General features: G+C 52.4%; 16 protein-coding genes and 8 tRNA genes. 1 reads left to right on the top strand and 23 read right to left on the bottom strand.

The annotated features are described in order from the left end of the window. Window positions 1–58 precede the first annotated feature (58 nt). The 14 genes from J0X00_RS14505 to pncC form a co-directional block, all read right to left on the bottom strand. Window positions 59–135, bottom strand: a tRNA-Arg gene (locus J0X00_RS14505). Between the two features lie 132 nt (window positions 136–267). After that, window positions 268–344 (bottom strand) — tRNA-Arg (locus tag J0X00_RS14500). A 73-nt stretch (window positions 345–417) separates the two neighbouring features. Further along, window positions 418–494 (bottom strand) — tRNA-Arg (locus J0X00_RS14495). A 132-nt stretch (window positions 495–626) separates the two neighbouring features. Next, window positions 627–703, bottom strand: a tRNA-Arg gene (locus tag J0X00_RS14490). Window positions 704–776: 73 nt separating this feature from the next. Continuing rightward, window positions 777–853, bottom strand: a tRNA-Arg gene (locus J0X00_RS14485). Window positions 854–942: 89 nt separating this feature from the next. After that, a tRNA-Ser gene (locus tag J0X00_RS14480) sits at window positions 943–1,035 on the bottom strand. A gap of 58 nt (window positions 1,036–1,093) precedes the next feature. Next, window positions 1,094–1,170, bottom strand: a tRNA-Arg gene (locus J0X00_RS14475). A gap of 39 nt (window positions 1,171–1,209) precedes the next feature. Next, a tRNA-Ser gene (locus J0X00_RS14470) sits at window positions 1,210–1,302 on the bottom strand. A gap of 195 nt (window positions 1,303–1,497) precedes the next feature. Next, the gene (csrA, locus tag J0X00_RS14465) at window positions 1,498–1,695 is read right to left on the bottom strand and encodes a carbon storage regulator CsrA (RefSeq protein WP_004415691.1); all 198 of its coding nucleotides are present in this window, start codon (window positions 1,693–1,695) and stop codon (window positions 1,498–1,500) included. A gap of 92 nt (window positions 1,696–1,787) precedes the next feature. Beyond that, window positions 1,788–2,975, bottom strand: coding sequence for an aspartate kinase (locus J0X00_RS14460; protein ID WP_282477081.1), 1,188 nt, complete (start codon window positions 2,973–2,975; stop codon window positions 1,788–1,790). Between the two features lie 218 nt (window positions 2,976–3,193). Then, window positions 3,194–5,776, bottom strand: coding sequence for an alanine--tRNA ligase (gene alaS / locus J0X00_RS14455; protein WP_136483312.1), 2,583 nt, complete (start codon window positions 5,774–5,776; stop codon window positions 3,194–3,196). Window positions 5,777–5,961: 185 nt separating this feature from the next. After that, window positions 5,962–6,420: a recombination regulator RecX gene (gene recX, locus J0X00_RS14450; protein ID WP_136483311.1), complete on the bottom strand. Its 459-nt coding sequence runs from the start codon at window positions 6,418–6,420 to the stop codon at window positions 5,962–5,964. A gap of 138 nt (window positions 6,421–6,558) precedes the next feature. Beyond that, complete coding sequence (recA, locus tag J0X00_RS14445) at window positions 6,559–7,608, bottom strand: recombinase RecA (RefSeq protein ID WP_136483310.1); 1,050 nt, start codon at window positions 7,606–7,608, stop codon at window positions 6,559–6,561. Window positions 7,609–7,779: 171 nt separating this feature from the next. Beyond that, the gene (pncC, locus tag J0X00_RS14440; RefSeq protein ID WP_218562314.1) at window positions 7,780–8,268 is read right to left on the bottom strand and encodes a nicotinamide-nucleotide amidase; all 489 of its coding nucleotides are present in this window, start codon (window positions 8,266–8,268) and stop codon (window positions 7,780–7,782) included. An 86-nt stretch (window positions 8,269–8,354) separates the two neighbouring features. Between pncC and mutS the strand changes: the two genes are divergently transcribed. Next, window positions 8,355–10,916: a DNA mismatch repair protein MutS gene (gene mutS / locus J0X00_RS14435; RefSeq protein WP_282477080.1), complete on the top strand. Its 2,562-nt coding sequence runs from the start codon at window positions 8,355–8,357 to the stop codon at window positions 10,914–10,916. A 275-nt stretch (window positions 10,917–11,191) separates the two neighbouring features. Here mutS and rpoS read toward each other — a convergent pair whose 3' ends face one another. The 9 genes from rpoS to J0X00_RS14390 all read right to left on the bottom strand — a co-directional run bounded on the left by rpoS (window position 11,192) and on the right by J0X00_RS14390 (window position 18,450). After that, a complete protein-coding gene (gene rpoS, locus J0X00_RS14430) occupies window positions 11,192–12,184 on the bottom strand; it encodes an RNA polymerase sigma factor RpoS (RefSeq protein WP_282477079.1) in 993 nt (330 codons plus the stop codon). Window positions 12,185–12,253: 69 nt separating this feature from the next. Then, window positions 12,254–13,252 carry a peptidoglycan DD-metalloendopeptidase family protein gene (locus J0X00_RS14425; protein WP_282477078.1) on the bottom strand — a complete coding sequence of 333 codons (999 nt, stop codon included), beginning with the start codon at window positions 13,250–13,252 and terminating at the stop codon, window positions 12,254–12,256. Beyond that, window positions 13,252–13,878 carry a protein-L-isoaspartate(D-aspartate) O-methyltransferase gene (locus tag J0X00_RS14420; RefSeq protein WP_136483305.1) on the bottom strand — a complete coding sequence of 209 codons (627 nt, stop codon included), beginning with the start codon at window positions 13,876–13,878 and terminating at the stop codon, window positions 13,252–13,254. Before J0X00_RS14420 ends, J0X00_RS14425 begins: the two co-directional genes overlap by 1 nt. Further along, the gene (gene surE, locus J0X00_RS14415; RefSeq protein WP_136483304.1) at window positions 13,871–14,650 is read right to left on the bottom strand and encodes a 5'/3'-nucleotidase SurE; all 780 of its coding nucleotides are present in this window, start codon (window positions 14,648–14,650) and stop codon (window positions 13,871–13,873) included. Before surE ends, J0X00_RS14420 begins: the two co-directional genes overlap by 8 nt. A gap of 65 nt (window positions 14,651–14,715) precedes the next feature. Further along, entirely contained in the window at window positions 14,716–15,762 is a 1,047-nt protein-coding gene (gene truD, locus J0X00_RS14410; protein ID WP_218562317.1) for a tRNA pseudouridine(13) synthase TruD, read from the bottom strand. Between the two features lie 46 nt (window positions 15,763–15,808). Beyond that, window positions 15,809–16,285, bottom strand: a complete 477-nt coding sequence (gene ispF, locus J0X00_RS14405; protein WP_136483302.1) for a 2-C-methyl-D-erythritol 2,4-cyclodiphosphate synthase — start codon at window positions 16,283–16,285, stop codon at window positions 15,809–15,811. Between the two features lie 141 nt (window positions 16,286–16,426). Beyond that, window positions 16,427–17,122 carry a 2-C-methyl-D-erythritol 4-phosphate cytidylyltransferase gene (gene ispD, locus J0X00_RS14400; RefSeq protein WP_136483301.1) on the bottom strand — a complete coding sequence of 232 codons (696 nt, stop codon included), beginning with the start codon at window positions 17,120–17,122 and terminating at the stop codon, window positions 16,427–16,429. Further along, the gene (gene ftsB / locus J0X00_RS14395; protein ID WP_136483300.1) at window positions 17,119–17,403 is read right to left on the bottom strand and encodes a cell division protein FtsB; all 285 of its coding nucleotides are present in this window, start codon (window positions 17,401–17,403) and stop codon (window positions 17,119–17,121) included. The genes ispD and ftsB overlap by 4 nt, the downstream gene beginning before the upstream one ends. 243 nt (window positions 17,404–17,646) lie before the next feature. Further along, window positions 17,647–18,450 (bottom strand): undecaprenyl-diphosphate phosphatase, encoded by an 804-nt coding sequence (locus tag J0X00_RS14390; RefSeq protein WP_136483299.1) that lies wholly within the window; start codon window positions 18,448–18,450, stop codon window positions 17,647–17,649. Between the last annotated feature and the right edge of the window lie 8 nt (window positions 18,451–18,458).

The raw sequence follows: 18,458 nt of genomic DNA, 5'->3' as shown, positions 1-18,458 counted from the left end.
AAAATGCTAATGGAATGTAAACAAAAAAGCCCTGCACGAATGCAGGGCTTTAGAAAGGTGGCGCGCTCGAGAGGATTCGAACCTCTGACCGCCTGGTTCGTAGCCAGGTACTCTATCCAGCTGAGCTACGAGCGCGCAATTTTTGTTATCGATGGCAAATAAAGCCAAGATAAACAGGGCAATGCCCTTCACATTGCTTCTGTAAACAGAAGCTCGGTTCAAAAAGCGATTCAGGATAAAACCTGACTAACTTTTCAAAATGAAAAGTGGCGCGTCCGAGAGGATTCGAACCTCTGACCGCCTGGTTCGTAGCCAGGTACTCTATCCAGCTGAGCTACGGACGCGCAGGCTTGACTGTAGCAGCGAGAAATCCCGCTTCTGCAATCGACTTTTGATAAATCAAAAGCTTAAAAATAGTGGCGCGCTCGAGAGGATTCGAACCTCTGACCGCCTGGTTCGTAGCCAGGTACTCTATCCAGCTGAGCTACGAGCGCGCAATGTTTGTTATCAATGGCGGATAAACCAAAGATAAACAGGGCAATACCCTTCCCAATACTTCTGTAACCAGAAGTTCGGTTCAAAAAGCAATTCAGGATAAAACCTGAGTAACTTTTCAAACTGAAAAGTGGCGCGTCCGAGAGGATTCGAACCTCTGACCGCCTGGTTCGTAGCCAGGTACTCTATCCAGCTGAGCTACGGACGCGCAGGCTTGACTGTAGCAGCGAGAAATCCCGCTTCTGCAATCGACTCCTGATAAATCAGAAGCTTAAAAATAGTGGCGCGCTCGAGAGGATTCGAACCTCTGACCGCCTGGTTCGTAGCCAGGTACTCTATCCAGCTGAGCTACGAGCGCGCAGTTCGTGAAGTCTATCACGTTTTGAGGCGTGAACTATATCACGTTTTTATTCTTTTGGAATAAAAAATTGACCTAAGGTCAAGAAATGGCGGTGAGGGAGGGATTCGAACCCTCGATGCGGCTACAAACCACATACTCCCTTAGCAGGGGAGCGCCTTCGGCCTCTCGGCCACCTCACCACTTTTCTTCTCAAAGAACTTATGTTCCAAGAGAACCTTGCATATTCCCGCAGGAATATGGCGCGTCCGAGAGGATTCGAACCTCTGACCGCCTGGTTCGTAGCCAGGTACTCTATCCAGCTGAGCTACGGACGCGCATTTCACTTAACATGCTAAAATTAAGCGTCGCAAGAATGGCGGTGAGGGAGGGATTCGAACCCTCGATGCGGCTACAAACCGCATACTCCCTTAGCAGGGGAGCGCCTTCGGCCTCTCGGCCACCTCACCGTCTTGCGGGGGCTCATATTACGTTTTACCAAAAATATGTCAAACACTTTCTTGGCAAAAATAATAAAAAACTGCTTAAGCGTTGGCTATTTAACCAAAGCGCCGGGAATTTGAACTTTCACCATTCAAATCCCCCTATCCCGATAAAAAACACGACAAAAAAGGCCGGCAAAATTGCCGGCCCTTCTCTGATAATCAGTAGTTGCCTGATGCAACGTTACCATTACCCTTTTCCGCTTGAATGCGCATGTAGATTTCTTCACGGTGTACCGATACTTCTTTTGGAGCATTCACACCGATACGTACCTGGTTACCTTTTACGCCCAGCACAGTCACTGTCACTTCGTCACCGATCATGAGGGTTTCGCCAACACGGCGAGTCAAAATTAGCATTATTTGCTCCTTGAGTGATCTCTGTATTCTCTTGCAACGCTTTTATTATCCACTAAAAGTTATATTTACGTAAACTCTCTAATGCAGACTAATCATCCCGAACAGGCATGTTTAGCTTCAACTGCGACGAAAAGCTGCGAATCAATATAAGCTTCATGTAAAATATTTGCTGCTTTATCAATATCTTGCGGCGAAAGCATTAACATTAATGATTGTGAAGTGGTTGAAACATGCTCAACCCCAATATTATTTGCCGCCAACAATGCACAACACTGTTCCTTCAGTTCTGGTGCTTGCAAACCAACCTTGGTCAGTAAGCTTACTTGCTCACTATTACGGATTTTATTGCTGAACACCAGATCCAACTTAGCACAAGCGTCATGTTTTATCACAACACCCGCCCATTCTGCCTTTTCGATCACATTCCACACTTCAATTCCCAGCATCTGACATTGTGCTGTCAACGCGGCAAGTGAGTCATGATCAACCGTGACCAACGCCAAATCACGCTGCAGCGCCAGGCCGCAGATTGGCTGAGTACCGGTTTCGCCTTTAATCAGGCTGCCGGCATTAACATCAAAGGTCGACAGAACGCGCAGCGGAACCTGGTTTTTCCATGCGAAACGAACGCATGGCAGGTGCAGGACCTTAGCGCCTTTACGAGCCATCTCTTCCATTGAAGGAAAATCAATCACATCCAGCTTTTTCGCGCCAGGAACCACACGCGGATCGCAGGTATATACCCCGTCAACATCAGTAAAGATCTGACACTCATCCGCTTTTAAGGCGCCCGCCAACGTCACCGCACTGGTATCAGAACCGCCGCGGCCTAACGTGGTGATATCCCCATTCTCATTAACACCCTGGAATCCGGCCACGATAACAATTTGATCCTGCTCCAGCAGGTCCGTTATCGCCTGAGTATCAATGGCTTTAATCGTCGCATCATTATGCTGATTATCGGTGACGATATTTGCCTGACCGCCCGTTAACGAGCGCGCCGCATAACCCAGTTTATTCAGGGTCATCGCCACCAGTGCCATAGATACCTGCTCACCGGCAGAGAGCAAAACATCAAGTTCTCTGGCAGTCGGAACACTGTCCACCTGATGGGCCAGGCCCAGCAGACGGTTGGTTTCACCCGACATAGCAGAAACAACTACAACAACTTGATTACCATCATCTTTCGCTTTGATGATGTGCTTGGCGACTAAGTGCATGTTTTCAATTGAACCAACTGAAGTGCCACCAAACTTTTGCACGATAATGGGCTTTTTCACCAGTATTCACCTTCCCAGGACCGAAGTCTCATTAAGACCAAACCTGTCAACAATCAGTTGAATATCAGTTTGATCACAATAAAAAACAAAACCAAGCGGCTAATCAGCCCGCTGTTGCTCAAGCTAATTAAACCACTTGGTTGACCAGATAAAGTTACACTCAATCAACAAAACGCTGATTGAGTGTCTTTAATTTTCAATGAATAACGATTTGATCGTTACAGACGCTCGGAAATCCAGGCATCGACTGACGCAAGCGCTGCCGGCAATGCTGCTGCATCGCTGCCACCCGCCTGAGCCATATCAGGACGACCACCGCCTTTACCACCGACTTGCTGGGCCACCATGTTGACCAGCTCACCGGCTTTCACTTTAGCCGTCAGATCTTTTGTCACACCGGCAATCAGGCCCACTTTATCGTCAGCCACGTTACCCAGCATGATGATGCCGCTGCCCATCTGGTTTTTCAGTTCATCAACCATACCGCGCAACGCTTTGTTATCCGCGCCATCCAACTGCGCAACCAGTACCTTCACGCCGGCAATCTCTTTGACATTGCTGGTCAGGTTGGCACTTTCTTTCGCTGCCAGTTTGTCTTTCAGCTGATTGATCTCTTTTTCCAGAGTCTTCGCTTTTGACGCCATCTCGTTCATTTTCTGCTGGTACTGAGCCTGTTGCTCGTCCAGGTAATCCAGCGCCGCTTCACCGGTCACCGCTTCGATACGACGCACACCGGCTGCGATACCGCTTTCCGAGATGATTTTGAACAGGCCGATATCACCAGTACTGTTGGCGTGGATACCACCACACAGTTCAGTGGAGAAATCACCCATTGACAGTACGCGTACCATCTCTTCGTATTTCTCGCCAAACAGTGCCATCGCTCCTTTCGCTTTCGCCGATTCCACATCCATAATGTTGGTTTCGATCGGGTGGTTACGACGCACTTGTTCGTTCACCATACGCTCAACTTCTTTCAGCTCTTCAGCAGTGACCGCTTCCAGATGAGAGAAGTCAAAACGCAGCGCTTCAGCACGCACCAGCGAGCCTTTCTGCATGACGTGCTCGCCCAGGATACGGCGCAGCGCTTCGTGCATCAGGTGTGTCGCTGAGTGGTTGAGTGAAATGGCTTTACGACGCTTGGCATCCACATCTGTGGTCACGCTGTCGCCTTCAGCAAATACGCCTTCCGCCAACACACCGTAATGGGCAATCGCGTTACCCAGTTTCTGGGTATCTTCGACCTGGAAAACACCAGATTCAGTTTTAATCGTACCGGTATCACCGCACTGACCACCAGATTCCGCGTAGAACGGCGTTTCATCCAGAATGATGATCGCCTCATCGCCTGCCGACAGTGACGATACTTCATTGCCTTCAACAAACAGCTTGCTGATGCGGCTTTGACCGGCAGTTGCGCCGTAACCACAGAATTCAGTTTTGCCGTCCACTTTGATCATTGAGTTGTAGTCAGCACCAAAGTTACCCGCCTCGCGCGCGCGCTGACGCTGCTCTTCCATCGCCGCTTCAAAGCCCGCTTCATCAATGATGAAACCACGCTCACGTGCCACGTCGTTGGTCAGGTCAGCCGGGAAACCGTAAGTATCGTACAGCTTGAAGACAGTCTCGCCGTCCAGCTCGTTACCTTGCAGGTTGTCCAGCGCTTCATTGAGCAGTGACATACCGCGATCCAGGGTGCGGCCGAAGTTTTCTTCTTCGATGCGCAGTACTTTTTCCACGATAGCCTGTTGGTTCTTCAGAATATCACCGGCTGTGCCCATGATGTCCGCCAGAGGGCCAACCAGTTTGTGGAAGAAAGAACCCTGAGCACCCAGCTTGTTACCATGACGTACCGCACGACGAATGATACGGCGCAGTACATAGCCACGGCCTTCGTTAGACGGCATTACGCCATCCACAATCAGGAACGCACAAGAACGGATGTGGTCTGCCACCACGCGCAGTGACTGATTAGACAGGTCGTCGTAACCAATCACTTCCGCTGTCGCTTTAATCAGCGTCTGGAACACATCGATTTCGTAGTTAGAGTGTACGCCCTGCATGATGGCAGAGATACGCTCGATACCCATACCGGTATCTACCGATGGTTTTGGCAGCGGTTCCATAGTGCCGTCAGCGTGACGGTTGAACTGCATGAAAACGTTGTTCCAGATTTCGATGAAACGGTCACCGTCTTCTTCTGGTGTGCCCGGACGGCCGCCCCAGATGTGATCACCGTGATCGTAGAAAATTTCGGTACACGGACCACAAGGGCCGGTGTCACCCATCTGCCAGAAGTTGTCTGATTCGTACGCTTTGCCGCCCGGCTTATCGCCGATGCGCACAATACGATCCGCCGGAACACCCACTTGTTTATTCCAGATATCAAACGCTTCATCATCGGTTTGGTAAACCGTAACCAGCAGGCGGTCTTTTGGCAGTTTCAGTACATCAGTCAGAAACTCCCATGCAAACTTAATCGCATCTTCTTTGAAATAGTCACCAAAGCTGAAGTTACCTAACATTTCGAAGAATGTGTGGTGACGTGCGGTGAAGCCCACGTTTTCCAGATCGTTGTGCTTACCACCGGCACGCACACAGCGTTGCGCGGTCGCCGCTCGGGTGTATCCACGCTTCTCCAAGCCTAGGAAACAATCTTTAAACTGGTTCATACCTGCGTTGGTGAACAGCAGGGTCGGGTCATTATCAGGCACCAGAGATGAACTCTCGACAATTTGGTGGCCTTTACTTTCAAAGAATGAGAGGAACGCGCGGCGAACCTCATCCGTGCTCATGTACATGCAGCTCTTCCTGAAATACTCAAGTTAGAATTTTGCGCTATTGTAAAGCATGGATAAGACTTCGCCTAGTTTTCTTCAAGAAAAGACGAAAATGAATTGAATTTTAACCCAATGTCAGAAGGTTAAATTTGCCCGTAACCGACAGGACAACAGAGAGTCTGGCCAGCCCCCGGGCACAGGTGGGATTATTCGGTCTCGTCACTCAGCGCATACTGGATTTGCTCAAAGCTGAAACCGCGGTACTGCAGAAAACGCACCCGCTTGGCGTACTCTTTATTATCCTTGCCGCGCAAATCGCTGAATTTTTTCTGCGCCGTCTGTCTGGCCAGTTCAAACCAGTCGGTGCCCTCTTCGGCCAGCGCCTGATCAATCAGGTCACCGTTGACCCGTTTTTGCTGCAGCTCCTGACGAATGCGCCGTTCACCGTGACCTTTACTGATGTGCTGACGCACCTGGCTGTGGGCAAAACGCAAGTCGTCCAGAAAGCGGTGCTCAAGACAAAAGCTGAGCGCCTGGGCGATCTCCTGCTCGGGGTAGCCCTTTTGTTGCAGTTTCTGCGCCAGTTCATGTTCGCCATGGTCACGGCGTGACAGCAGTGCCAGTGCACTCTCCTGACAACTGCGCGGAGAAGATTTGCCAAACATAGTCGCTCCTTGGCGTGTGAATCACATTGATGAGGTGAGCGCGGCTTAGCACGCCAGAATAGGCAAAGCCCCGCACAGGCGAGGCTTTGATTAACTGTTGATTGTAAGCCAGTCTTGCTCGGTGGCAAACCGCGCGGCTTACAACTCTTCTTCTTGCTCTGGCACTGCACCAAACTCTGGCTCATCGGCTGGCACCTGAGTCGGGTTCAGCAGCATATCACGCAGTTTAGTGTCCAGTTCTTTGGCAATATGGGTGTTCTCACGCAGGTACTTACACGCGTTTGCTTTGCCCTGGCCAATTTTATCGCCATTGTAGCTGTACCAGGCACCGGCTTTTTCCACCAGCTTGTGTTTCACGCCCAGATCCACCAGCTCACCTTCGCGGTTAAAGCCCTGACCGTACATGATCTGAGTATTGGCTTCTTTAAATGGTGCCGCGATCTTGTTCTTAACCACTTTGATACGGGTTTCGTTACCGACCACTTCGTCGCCTTCTTTAATCGAACCGGTACGACGGATATCGAGACGGACTGACGCGTAGAACTTCAGCGCGTTACCACCTGTTGTGGTTTCCGGGTTACCGAACATCACCCCGATCTTCATACGGATCTGGTTGATGAAGATACACATACAGTTCGACTGTTTCAGGTTACCGGTCAGCTTACGCATCGCCTGTGACAGCATACGTGCCTGCAGACCCATGTGGCTGTCGCCCATCTCACCTTCGATTTCCGCTTTCGGCGTCAGTGCTGCAACCGAGTCCACCACCATAACGTCAATCGCACCTGAACGAGCCAGCGCATCACAAATTTCCAGCGCCTGTTCACCGGTATCCGGCTGAGACACCAGCAGTGCGTCGATATCTACGCCCAGCTTCTTGGCATAGACAGGATCCAGTGCGTGCTCAGCATCGATAAAGGCACAGGTTTTACCTTCACGCTGCGCAGCGGCAATCAGTTCCAGAGTCAGTGTGGTTTTACCTGATGATTCAGGACCGTAAACTTCGACGATACGCCCCATTGGCAGGCCACCGGCACCCAGAGCGATATCCAGAGAAAGTGAACCTGTAGAAATGGTTTCAACATCCATGGTGCGGTTATCACCCAGACGCATGATGGAACCTTTACCGAATTGCTTTTCAATTTGACCCAGGGCTGCGGCCAGAGCCTTCTGTTTGTTCTCGTCCATTACTCTCTCCAGACTGTCACTACTGCTCATGGTGAGGCTATCAATAGTGATACGTGAATGCGTAAAATTTGCTTCGACATAAGCTGTCATATTGCTGCTCATTATACTGTTGATTCATACAGTGTCCACCCCTGTATAGAAAAAACTTGCAGCAACCCGACAAACTTCAAACTAACTTACTGATAAATGGTTTGCCACCCCGGCCAGGGCATGCTGTACCGCTAACTGACGCACTGTTTGCCGATCGCCGGCAAAAAACTGAGTCTCAACCTGCTGCCAGCCCTGCTTGTCCGCCCAGGCAAAACAGACCATGCCGACCGGTTTTTCTTCGCTGCCGCCACCGGGTCCGGCGATACCGCTGATCGACACGGCGATGGTGCCGTTCGAATGGGCCAGTGCGCCCTGCGCCATCTCAATCACCACCGGCTCAGATACCGCGCCATGCTCCGCCAGCGTTTCTGCGCGCACGCCAATCATCTCCTGCTTGGCCTCGTTACTGTAGGTGACAAAGGCGCGGTCAAACCAGGCCGAGCTGCCGGCAATATCAGTCACCGCGGCGGCCACACCACCACCGGTACAAGATTCTGCCGTGACCAGCACCTGCTGCCGTGCAAGCAATAACTCGCCTACCTGTTCACTTAATCGTTGCTGCAATTCCATGCCCAAAAACCTCTTGTTGTGTCTTTTCGCTCGATAGGGATTCACGTATCCTAAGCCGCTATGTCCACAAACAAAAGAAGTAACCCGTGACTGCCGAGCAAAAACATACGCCCATGATGCAGCAATATCTCAAACTCAAAGCGGAGAATCCGGATATTTTGCTGTTTTACCGGATGGGCGACTTTTATGAACTGTTTTATGACGATGCCAAACGTGCCTCGCACCTGCTGGATATTTCCCTGACCAAACGCGGCGCGTCGGCCGGGGAGCCGATCCCGATGGCCGGTGTGCCATTTCATGCCGTGGAAGGGTATCTGGCCAAACTGGTTCAGCTCGGCGAATCGGTGGCTATTTGTGAACAAATCGGCGACCCGGCCACCAGCAAAGGCCCGGTGGAACGTAAAGTGGTGCGTATTGTCACGCCGGGCACGGTCACCGACGAAGCCCTGCTCTCGGAGCGGGTTGATAACCTGATCGCGGCGATTTACTACCATAATGGCCGCTTTGGTTACGCCACGCTGGACATTACCTCCGGCCGTTTCCAGCTCAGTGAGCCGGAGTCGGAAGAAGCCATGGCGGCCGAACTGCAGCGCACCGCGCCGCGCGAGCTGCTGTTTCCGGAAGATTTCGAACCGGTGCATTTGATGGCCAGCCGTCAGGGCAACCGCCGCCGCCCGGTGTGGGAGTTTGAACTCGACACCGCCAAGCAGCAGCTCAACCAGCAGTTCGGCACCCGTGACCTGGTTGGTTTCGGCGTCGAGCAGGCCAAGCTGGGCCTGTGTGCGGCCGGCTGCCTGATCCAGTATGTCAAAGACACCCAACGCACCGCCCTGCCGCATATCCGCTCGCTGACGTTTGACCGTCAGGATCACTCAGTGATCCTCGATGCTGCGACCCGCCGTAATCTGGAACTGACCCAGAACCTGGCCGGCGGCAGCGACAATACTCTGGCCGAAGTGCTTGATCACTGTGCCACCCCGATGGGCAGCCGGATGCTGAAACGCTGGATCCACCAGCCGATGCGCAGCCTGGATACCCTCAATCAGCGTCTCGATGCGATTGGGGAAATCAAACAGCAGGGCCTGTTTGCCGATCTCTATCCGGTGCTGAAACAGATTGGTGATATCGAACGTATTCTGGCCCGTCTCGCCCTGCGCTCGGCCCGGCCGCGCGATCTGGCCCGCCTGCGCAACGCGCTGCAGCAACTGCCGGAGCTAAGTGACGTATTGCAGCCGCTTGAAGGCGACTATCTTGGCAAACTGCGTGAGTTCGCCCAGCCTCTTGATGAGCTATGCGAACTGCTTGAGCAGTCGATCAAGGACAACCCGCCGGTGGTGATCCGCGATGGCGGCGTGATTGCCGACGGCTACAGTGCCGAACTGGATGAATGGCGCGATCTGGCCAACGGCGCGACCGAATACCTCGACAAACTGGAGGCAGAAGAGCGCGATCGCCACGGCATCGAAACGCTCAAAGTCGGCTATAACAATGTGCACGGCTTTTATATTCAGGTCAGCCGCGGCCAGAGCCACCTGGTGCCACCGCACTATGTGCGTCGCCAGACCCTGAAAAATGCCGAACGCTACATTATTCCGGAACTGAAACAGCACGAAGACAAGGTACTCAATTCCAAATCCAAAGCACTGGCACTGGAAAAACAGCTGTGGGAGCAACTGTTTGATCTGCTGCTGCCACAACTGGAGCAGATGCAGAACCTGGCCTCAGCGCTGTCGCAACTGGACGTACTGCAAAACCTGGCCGAACGGGCGGAAAGCCTCGATTACTGCCGTCCGCAACTGAGCGAAGAGCCGGGCATTCATATTCAGGGCGGCCGCCACCCAGTGGTCGAGCAGGTGCTGGACGAACCCTTTATCGCCAACCCGATAGAGCTGAATCCGCAGCGTAAAATGCTGATCATTACCGGTCCGAATATGGGCGGTAAATCGACTTATATGCGCCAGACCGCTTTGATTGCCCTGCTGGCGCACATCGGTGCGTATGTACCGGCCGAGTCCGCCCGTATCGGCTCGCTGGATCGCATTTTCACCCGTATCGGCGCGTCAGACGATCTGGCCTCAGGCCGCTCGACCTTTATGGTTGAGATGACCGAAACCGCCAACATTCTCCACAATGCCACCGCCCGCAGCCTGGTACTGATGGACGAAATTGGCCGCGGCACCAGTACCTATGATGGCCTGTCTCTGGCCTGGGCCAGTGCGGAATGGCTGGCCAAACAAATTGGCGCGATGACGCTGTTTGCGACCCATTACTTTGAGCTGACCGAGCTGCCCAACACCCTGCCGCATCTGGCCAATGTCCATTTAGACGCGGTAGAACACGGCGATGATATTGCCTTTATGCACGCAGTGCAGGAAGGCGCAGCCAGCAAGTCGTATGGTCTGGCCGTAGCCGGACTGGCCGGCGTACCGAAAGCGGTGATCAAGAACGCGCGCAGCAAACTGAGCCAGTTAGAGCAGCTCAGCCTGCAGCAACCAAGCAGCCACCCAAGTCAGGTGGATATCACCAATCAGCTCAGCCTTATCCCGGAGCCAAGCGAAGTGGAACAGGCGCTGGCCGGTATCGACCCGGATGATCTGACCCCGCGTCAGGCACTGGAAGCGTTGTACCGCCTGAAGAAAATGCTCTGAGCCTTGCCGGCATCAACTGACGGTCGGTAAGTTCACACATTCAGCAAGATCAAAAAAGGCACTCAACTGAGTGCCTTTTTCATATTTAAGCTGCGCATTGACCGCTTTAGCTGCACATTGGCCTTGCTAAACGGCGCAGTAAGGTACAATTCAGCAAGGTACAATTCAGCAGGGTACAATGCCGTAAGAACAATATCGGCCGTAAGAACAATATCGACCGTAAAGAACAATATCAGCCGTAAAGAACAATATCGGTAAAAGGTATCACTAACGGATTATTGCTCGTTTTCTACGTTAAACAGCGATTCCATATTCAGACCCTGTTTCATCAGGATTTCACGCAGACGACGCAGGCCTTCGACCTGGATCTGACGTACCCGCTCACGGGTCAGGTTAATTTCGCGACCGACTTCTTCCAGCGTAGAAGGTTCATAACCGAGCAGGCCAAAACGGCGCGCCAGCACTTCTTTCTGTTTCGGATTCAGTTCATCCATCCAGGCAACCAGTGAGTCACGGATGTCATCGTCCTGAGTCGAGACTTCCGGGTCCGAGTTGTTGATGTCCGGAATAATGTCGAGCAGCGCTTTGTCGCCGTCACCACCAATCGGCGTATCCACTGAGCTGATACGCTCATTGAGGCGCAGCATTTTGCTGACATCATCCACCGGTTTATCCAGCTCCAGTGCGATCTCTTCTGCCGTTGGCTCGTGATCGAGTTTTTGCGACAGTTCACGCGCAGTACGCAGGTAAATGTTGAGCTCTTTGACGACATGAATCGGCAGACGAATGGTACGGGTCTGGTTCATCAGCGCACGTTCAATGGTCTGGCGGATCCACCAGGTGGCGTAGGTCGAGAAACGGAAGCCGCGTTCCGGATCAAATTTTTCCACCGCACGGATCAGACCCAGATTGCCTTCTTCAATCAGATCAAGCAGAGCCAGACCACGATTGCTGTAACGGCGTGAGATCTTGACCACCAGGCGCAGGTTACTTTCGATCATACGTTTGCGTGCCGCTTCATCGCCACGCAGAGCACGGCGGGCATACAAAACTTCTTCTTCGGCGGTTAAAAGTGGTGAGAAACCAATCTCACTCAGATACATCTGAGTGGCATCCAGACTCTTCGTCGATGCGTCAAATTCTTCGCGAATCTCTTCAGATTGGTCTTTACTGTTAGTGAGTTGTTCTTCAGCTTCCGCGGCATTCATTGCTTCGGCATCGAATTCAAACTCTTCGTCGACTTTAGTGGCTGTATTGCTGATACTCATAGCGCCTCCCCTGGCGAGCTAGCAAGACATTACTACTGCTTAATGTCACATGACTCTGAACAAGTATGTTTATGGTAAGTAGCGTTTTGGATTCACTGACTTACCTTGATAACGAATTTCAAAATGTAAGCGAACACTACTGGCTCCTGAACTGCCCATTGTGGCTATCTTCTGGCCGGCGTTTACACTTTGTCCTTCTTTAACCAGCAACCGATCGTTGTGGGCATAAGCACTCAGATAATGATCGTTGTGCTTGATAATGACTAGATTGCCATATCCGCGTAGTGCACTGCCCGAATAAACCACTGTTCCTGCTGCGGTGGACATGATGGACTGACCGCGCTGTCCTGCGATGTCGATCCCCTTGTTGCCTTGATCCCCAGCGGAAAAGTTCTGAATCACCCGACCTTTAGTCGGCCACATCCACTTCGCTACTTTAGTACTCGAACTCGCTGGCTTAGCGTTGGAACTCGCTGGCTTGGCGTTCGATTGAGCTACCTTAGCGTTCGAAGATGAAGATTCACTTACTTTTTTGTTAACAGTTTGTTTATTTACAGAACCAACATACTCCTTTGGTTTTGATTGTTCAACACCCTTACTTGGGTATTTTTTAACCTGATCAGCGGTTACATTAGCAGTTTGTGATATTGATGCGGTATTAGAGCTATTGCTCGCTTTGATCGGTTTAGCAGCAGAAGCCGCTGCTTTAGCCGGCGCTGATGCGGCCGTAGCCACAGCAACCGCTGGACCAGCTCCGGTGCCGCCATAAGCGGGAGGCGTGTAGGCAGGCTGCCAGAGCTTAAGTTTCTGCCCCGGGTGAATGGTGTAAGGTTTCGCCAGATTATTGTAACGAATGATGTCATTGACGTTCTTATCGGTAATATAGGCGATGTAGTACAAGGTATCGCCACGGCGAACCTCATAGTAGCTGCCACGATAACTGCCACGTTCGATAGAGGTGTAATCTTTCTTCAGTCCCGATACCGGCGCAGGGGTATGCGCTACGCAGCCTATCATCAGACTGCACAGCCCTGCGACCAGTAAACTTCGGCACCAAAGCGGGCGCATCAGGCCAGATCACCAGAAACTAAAGGCACAAAACGCACCATCTCCACCACATGGGTGTCGAAATGGTCACCATGGCGAACAATCAGCAGCAGTTGCTGCTCTTCTTCACCGACCGGGATCACCAGACGTCCGCCGTCAGCCAGTTGATCCAGCAGAGCCTGCGGAACAACGGGAGCGGCTGCGGTCACAATGATGGCATCAAACGGCCCTTTCGCCGCCCAGCCCTGCCAGCCGTCACCGTGTTTGGTGGAAACATTATAAATATCGAGCTGCTTAAGACGGCGCTTGGCTTCCCACTGCAGCGACTTTATCCGCTCCACCGAACAGACATGATCGACCAGCTGTGCCAGCACTGCGGTCTGGTAACCAGAGCCTGTGCCGACTTCCAGCACCTTACTGTCACGCTGCAACCCGAGCATCTGGGTCATTTTCGCCACGATGTAAGGCTGGGAAATGGTCTGACCCTGACCGATCGGCAAAGCGTTATTATCATAGGCCTGATGCATCATCGCCTGCGACACGAACTTTTCCCGTGGCAGAGCGTGGATGGCGGCCAGTACTTTCTCATCACTAATACCGTGACCGGATAACAGTTGAATCAGTTTGTCCGCTTTCGGATTAGTCATCCGCACCTTCCTTTCCCTTGGTCATCAACCAGTCGTTCATCGCGCCCAGCGACTCATGGGCGGTCAAATCCACCTGCAGCGGCGTAATCGACACAAAACCATGCTCAACCGCATGGAAATCGGTGCCTTCACCGGCATCCTGCTCACGCCCCGGAGGACCAAGCCAGTAGATATCGTGGCCACGCGGGTCTTTCTGTTTAATCATATTCTCGGCATGGTGACGGGCACCCAGGCGCGTGACCTTCTGGCCTTGCAGTTTGGCCAACGGCACATCCGGAATGTTGACATTGATTAATCGGTTGGTCGGAATCGGAGAAGATAAATGTTGCTCAACCAGCTGACGGGCAATTTTCCCCGCGGTGGCAAAATGATGTTTTCCGACCAGAGAAAACGCAATCGACTGCACGCCGAGGAAATGGCCTTCCATCGCCGCCGCAACCGTGCCTGAATAGAGCACGTCATCGCCGAGGTTAGCGCCGTGGTTGATACCACTCAGCACCAGATCCGGCAAATCATCTTTCATCAGCTCGTTTAACGCAAAATGCACGCAGTCGGTCGGCGTGCCCTGCACTGAATAGGTATTCGGTTCAATCTTGGTGACGCGTAATGGCTGCTCTAAGGTCAGAGAGTTCGACGCTCCGCTGCGGTTGCGATCCGGGGCGACAATCACGATTTCAGCCATATCTGCCAGCGCATAAGCCAGAGCACGAATGCCCTCCGCGTATACGCCATCATCATTACTGAGCAGAATTTTTAATTTTTTATCACTCATCCGTCCGTTACGCCTGTTGATGTTCACTCATAAAACCGCTGTGTTCATTCGTAGCCACGCGGTATTCACTCATAGACCCGTTCGACGGCAATCTCTTCCACCAGCTCGCGTACAATCGAGGTCGCGAAGCTGCCGGCATCCAGCGCAAAGCGCAGGGTAATCTCATCACCGTTGACGTCCCAGCTCAGATCCTGCGGCATCATCGACACCGCACGTCGATCGTGACGCATACGGTTACCGCCAATCAGCTTGAGCAGGTCCGGCTCCGCATCCAGCTGCGGCTGCTCCAGCGCCAGCGCGTCACTACGGGTTGGCAGCGCGTTGTCACCCGCCAACGCCGCAGAAATCGCCGCCTGACCTTGTTCCAGCAGCGCGTTCCATTCGCTGAGCTTATCGGCCTCAACCAATGACTGCTCCTTACCTTGCAGGGCGATGTCGCCGTCAATAAAGCGATAAAAACAGCCGGCCTCAATGCGCGCAGACACGATATGATTAAAGATCCACGAACGGGCACTGGACAGATACAGGCTACGCTGACTCTGGTTGCGGGTACGCACATTCTCTCGCCCCCAGCGCCGCGCTTCATGCAGGTTGTTGCCATCGCGGCCAAAGCGCTGATTACCAAAATAATTCGGAACGCCTTGCTGTGCAACTACTTGCAACCTTTGCAGCACATCATCCATATCGCTGACTTCACTTAAGGTCACCTCAAACCGGTTGCCCTGCAGATCGCCCGGACGCAGCTTTTTATTGTGACGCTGCATCGCCAGCACCTCAATACTCGGATACTGGGCTTCAAACTGAGCCAGATTGGGGAACTTACCCTGTGGCAGGTGAACACTCAGCCACTGCTCGGTCACCGCATGGCGGTCTTTCAGGCCGGCCCAGCTGACGTCTTTCGACTTCACGCCGCACGCTTTGGCCAGTTCATTGGCAACAAAACTGGTATTCTCACCGGTTTTGCGAATCCGGATCATTACCTGTTCGCCCTGACCACTGAACTCGTAGCCCAGCTCCTCAAACACCTTAAAGTGTTCCGGCTTGGCTTTGATTTTTGCTTTCGCTGTTGGTTTACCACATAAATAAGCCAACGATGATAAAAGATCTGTCATTTTTTATTCCGATATGTGAGCGCAGTACGCCAATCACCTGATGTGATCAGGCTTTAACCAGCAGTACCACAGCCTCACAGGCAATGCCTTCTTTACGCCCGGTAAAGCCAAGCCGCTCTGTCGTGGTGGCTTTAACATTGACGTTGGTTAATGCTGTTTCTAAATCGTGCGCGATGGCCGCACACATGGCGTCGATATGCGGCGCCATTTTCGGAGCCTGAGCCATGATGGTGACATCGCAGTTACCCAGACGGTAACCCTGCGCCTTCACCCGGCGGTAAACATCTTTGAGTAGCTCTCGGCTGTCCGCGCCTTTCCATTTCTCATCGGTATCCGGGAAATGGCGGCCGATATCACCGGCCGCAATCGCACCAAGCAGCGCATCACACAGCGCATGCAAAGCCACGTCGCCATCGGAGTGCGCGATCAGACCTTGCTCGTAAGGCACCGCGACACCACCGATAATCACCGGTCCTTCACCACCAAATTTATGCACGTCAAAACCGTGGCCGATTCGAATCATGTTCAGTCCTTCTTCTTTTTATCGCTGCTTTTTATCGCTAATTTTTTTGAGCTATTTGTTAAGACACAGGTTATCGCGACTCAGTTGGTCAGCCGTGGCTTAAGCTTTTTGCCTTAAGCTTTTTGCCTCAAACTTTTTGTCTTAAGCTTTTTGTCTTAAGTAAAAGTCCGCCAACGCGAGATCTTCCGGCTGAGTAATTTTAATGTTATCGGCGCGGCTGGCAACCAGGCCGGGTTTGTCACCCAACCACTCGAAAGCGGACGCTTCATCGGTGATCGCTATCTGTTGCTGCAAAGCCTGAGCCAGCGCATCACGCAGTGGCCGGATGCGGAACATCTGCGGCGTCAGCGCGTGCCATAAAGCCACTCGTTCCACTGTATGGTCGATATTGCCGCTGCCGTCACCACGCTTCATGGTATCACGTACCGGCGCGGCCAGAATCGCTCCGACCGGATGTTCCTGAGCGGCCTCAATCAGGCGCGAAATATCCGCATGCTGTACACAAGGCCGGGCAGCATCATGCACCATGACCCACTGATTAGATAACTGCTGCTGGCAAAGATAGTTCAGCGCCGATAACACCGAATCGGCCCGTTCACTGCCGCCATCAACCCGCACCACGCGCGGATGAGCAGCCAGCGACAGCTCAGCAAAATAGGGATCGCCCGGACTGACAGCAATCACCACCTGGCCGATAGCCGGGTGACTGAGCAGTTTTTCAACCGTATGTTCAAGCACAGTATGGCCGTGCAGAGTCAGATATTGTTTCGGCCGGTCGGCCTGCATCCGGCTGCCGACGCCGGCGGCAGGAACGATGGCAGTGATAAGGTCAGTCATGACCGGTTTTCCTCACCTATGATGCGGTAAAACGTTTCGCCATCCTTGACCATACCCAGCTCGTGGCGGGCACGCTCTTCTATCGCGTCCAGTCCCTGACGCAGATCGTCAATTTCGGCAAACATTTCCTGGTTGCGCACATGCAGGTTATTGTTCACCTGCTGCTGAACCTCGATTTCACCCGCGACCGAACGATAGTCAGCAATACCGTTTTTACCCATCCACAAGTCATACTGCAGGCAGGCAAACAACAGAGTCAGTGCCACTGCAAATACACGCATTGCCTTTCTCTCGCTTCTCTCATAAACACATACTGATTAATGGAAATGCTGCCGCCCAAAGGCAGCAGCGTATATATCGATCTATTGTCTTTAACATAGGTATTCTCTTTAACATCGGTATCATCGTTAACCGATGACCATGGTTAACCGATGACCATAGTTACATGTTAAGAAAAGTTCACCACTTATACCATAAGCCCGATAGTGAGGCGAGTCAGGAGCCGGCCCGCCCCAACACTTAGCTTACTGATTGAGTAAAAAGGCAAACAACCCGATACCTAATAATAAACGGTAAATCACGAACGGTGTCATGCCCATGCGAGAAATCAACTTCAGAAAAAAGAAGATACACAAATAAGCACTGACAAAAGAGGTCGCAATTCCGGTCAGCATAAAACCGGCATGGACAGGCGCACCACTGGTCACCAGCTGCATACCAAGATAGCTGGCTGCCAGCACAATGATCGGAATCGACATCAGAAATGAAAAACGTGCGGCTGCCTCGCGGGTAAAACCGAGATACAGCGCTGCAGTGATAGTGATACCCGAGCGGGAAGTGCCGGGAATGATCGCGACCGCCTGAGCCAGACCGATAAACAGCGCCTTTTTCCAGCCGGCCTGATATTCATCATCCTGCGCGACGGAGTATTTATCGACATACCACAGCAGCAGACCAAACACGATAGTCGTGGTCGCTATCACCCACGCACTGCGCAGATAGGTTTCCACCACATCTTTCATCACCAGGCCAAACACGCAAGCGGGGATCGTCGCCAGCACGATCATCCAGGCCAAAGTGACCTCTTTGCCGCGCTGACCTTTGAAAATCGATCCGAAAAACGCCCGTAACAGGGTGATGACCTCACGCCGAAAATAAATCACCACCGCTGCCAGCGTACCGGCGTGCACTGCCACGTCGAACGCCAACCCCTGATCGGCCCAGCCAAAAATGGCCGAAGGCAAAATAAGGTGCGCGGAACTGGAAATCGGTAGAAATTCGGTTAAGCCCTGAATTAAAGCCAACATGAACGCTTCAAAATAACTCATTGTATTCT

Origin of the sequence: Vibrio sp. ABG19, from assembly GCF_029962385.1 — a bacterium.
Classification (GTDB): Bacteria; Pseudomonadota; Gammaproteobacteria; order Enterobacterales; family Vibrionaceae; genus Vibrio; species Vibrio ostreae.
Note: the sequence above shows the minus strand (reverse complement) of the source record. Positions and strands in the feature narration are given on the sequence as shown.

What these genes read in the sequence shown, in the direction of transcription:
- csrA (WP_004415691.1), bottom strand. Translation starts at nt 1,695, where the DNA reads ATGCTAATTTTGACTCGCCGTGTTGGCGAAACCCTCATGATCGGTGAC.
- alaS (WP_136483312.1), bottom strand. Translation starts at nt 5,776, where the DNA reads ATGTACATGAGCACGGATGAGGTTCGCCGCGCGTTCCTCTCATTCTTT.
- recX (WP_136483311.1), bottom strand. Translation starts at nt 6,420, where the DNA reads ATGTTTGGCAAATCTTCTCCGCGCAGTTGTCAGGAGAGTGCACTGGCA.
- recA (WP_136483310.1), bottom strand. Translation starts at nt 7,608, where the DNA reads ATGGACGAGAACAAACAGAAGGCTCTGGCCGCAGCCCTGGGTCAAATT.
- pncC (WP_218562314.1), bottom strand. Translation starts at nt 8,268, where the DNA reads ATGGAATTGCAGCAACGATTAAGTGAACAGGTAGGCGAGTTATTGCTT.
- rpoS (WP_282477079.1), bottom strand. Translation starts at nt 12,184, where the DNA reads ATGAGTATCAGCAATACAGCCACTAAAGTCGACGAAGAGTTTGAATTC.
- J0X00_RS14425 (WP_282477078.1), bottom strand. Translation starts at nt 13,252, where the DNA reads ATGCGCCCGCTTTGGTGCCGAAGTTTACTGGTCGCAGGGCTGTGCAGT.
- J0X00_RS14420 (WP_136483305.1), bottom strand. Translation starts at nt 13,878, where the DNA reads ATGACTAATCCGAAAGCGGACAAACTGATTCAACTGTTATCCGGTCAC.
- surE (WP_136483304.1), bottom strand. Translation starts at nt 14,650, where the DNA reads ATGAGTGATAAAAAATTAAAAATTCTGCTCAGTAATGATGATGGCGTA.
- truD (WP_218562317.1), bottom strand. Translation starts at nt 15,762, where the DNA reads ATGACAGATCTTTTATCATCGTTGGCTTATTTATGTGGTAAACCAACA.
- ispF (WP_136483302.1), bottom strand. Translation starts at nt 16,285, where the DNA reads ATGATTCGAATCGGCCACGGTTTTGACGTGCATAAATTTGGTGGTGAA.
- ispD (WP_136483301.1), bottom strand. Translation starts at nt 17,122, where the DNA reads ATGACTGACCTTATCACTGCCATCGTTCCTGCCGCCGGCGTCGGCAGC.
- ftsB (WP_136483300.1), bottom strand. Translation starts at nt 17,403, where the DNA reads ATGCGTGTATTTGCAGTGGCACTGACTCTGTTGTTTGCCTGCCTGCAG.
- J0X00_RS14390 (WP_136483299.1), bottom strand. Translation starts at nt 18,450, where the DNA reads ATGAGTTATTTTGAAGCGTTCATGTTGGCTTTAATTCAGGGCTTAACC.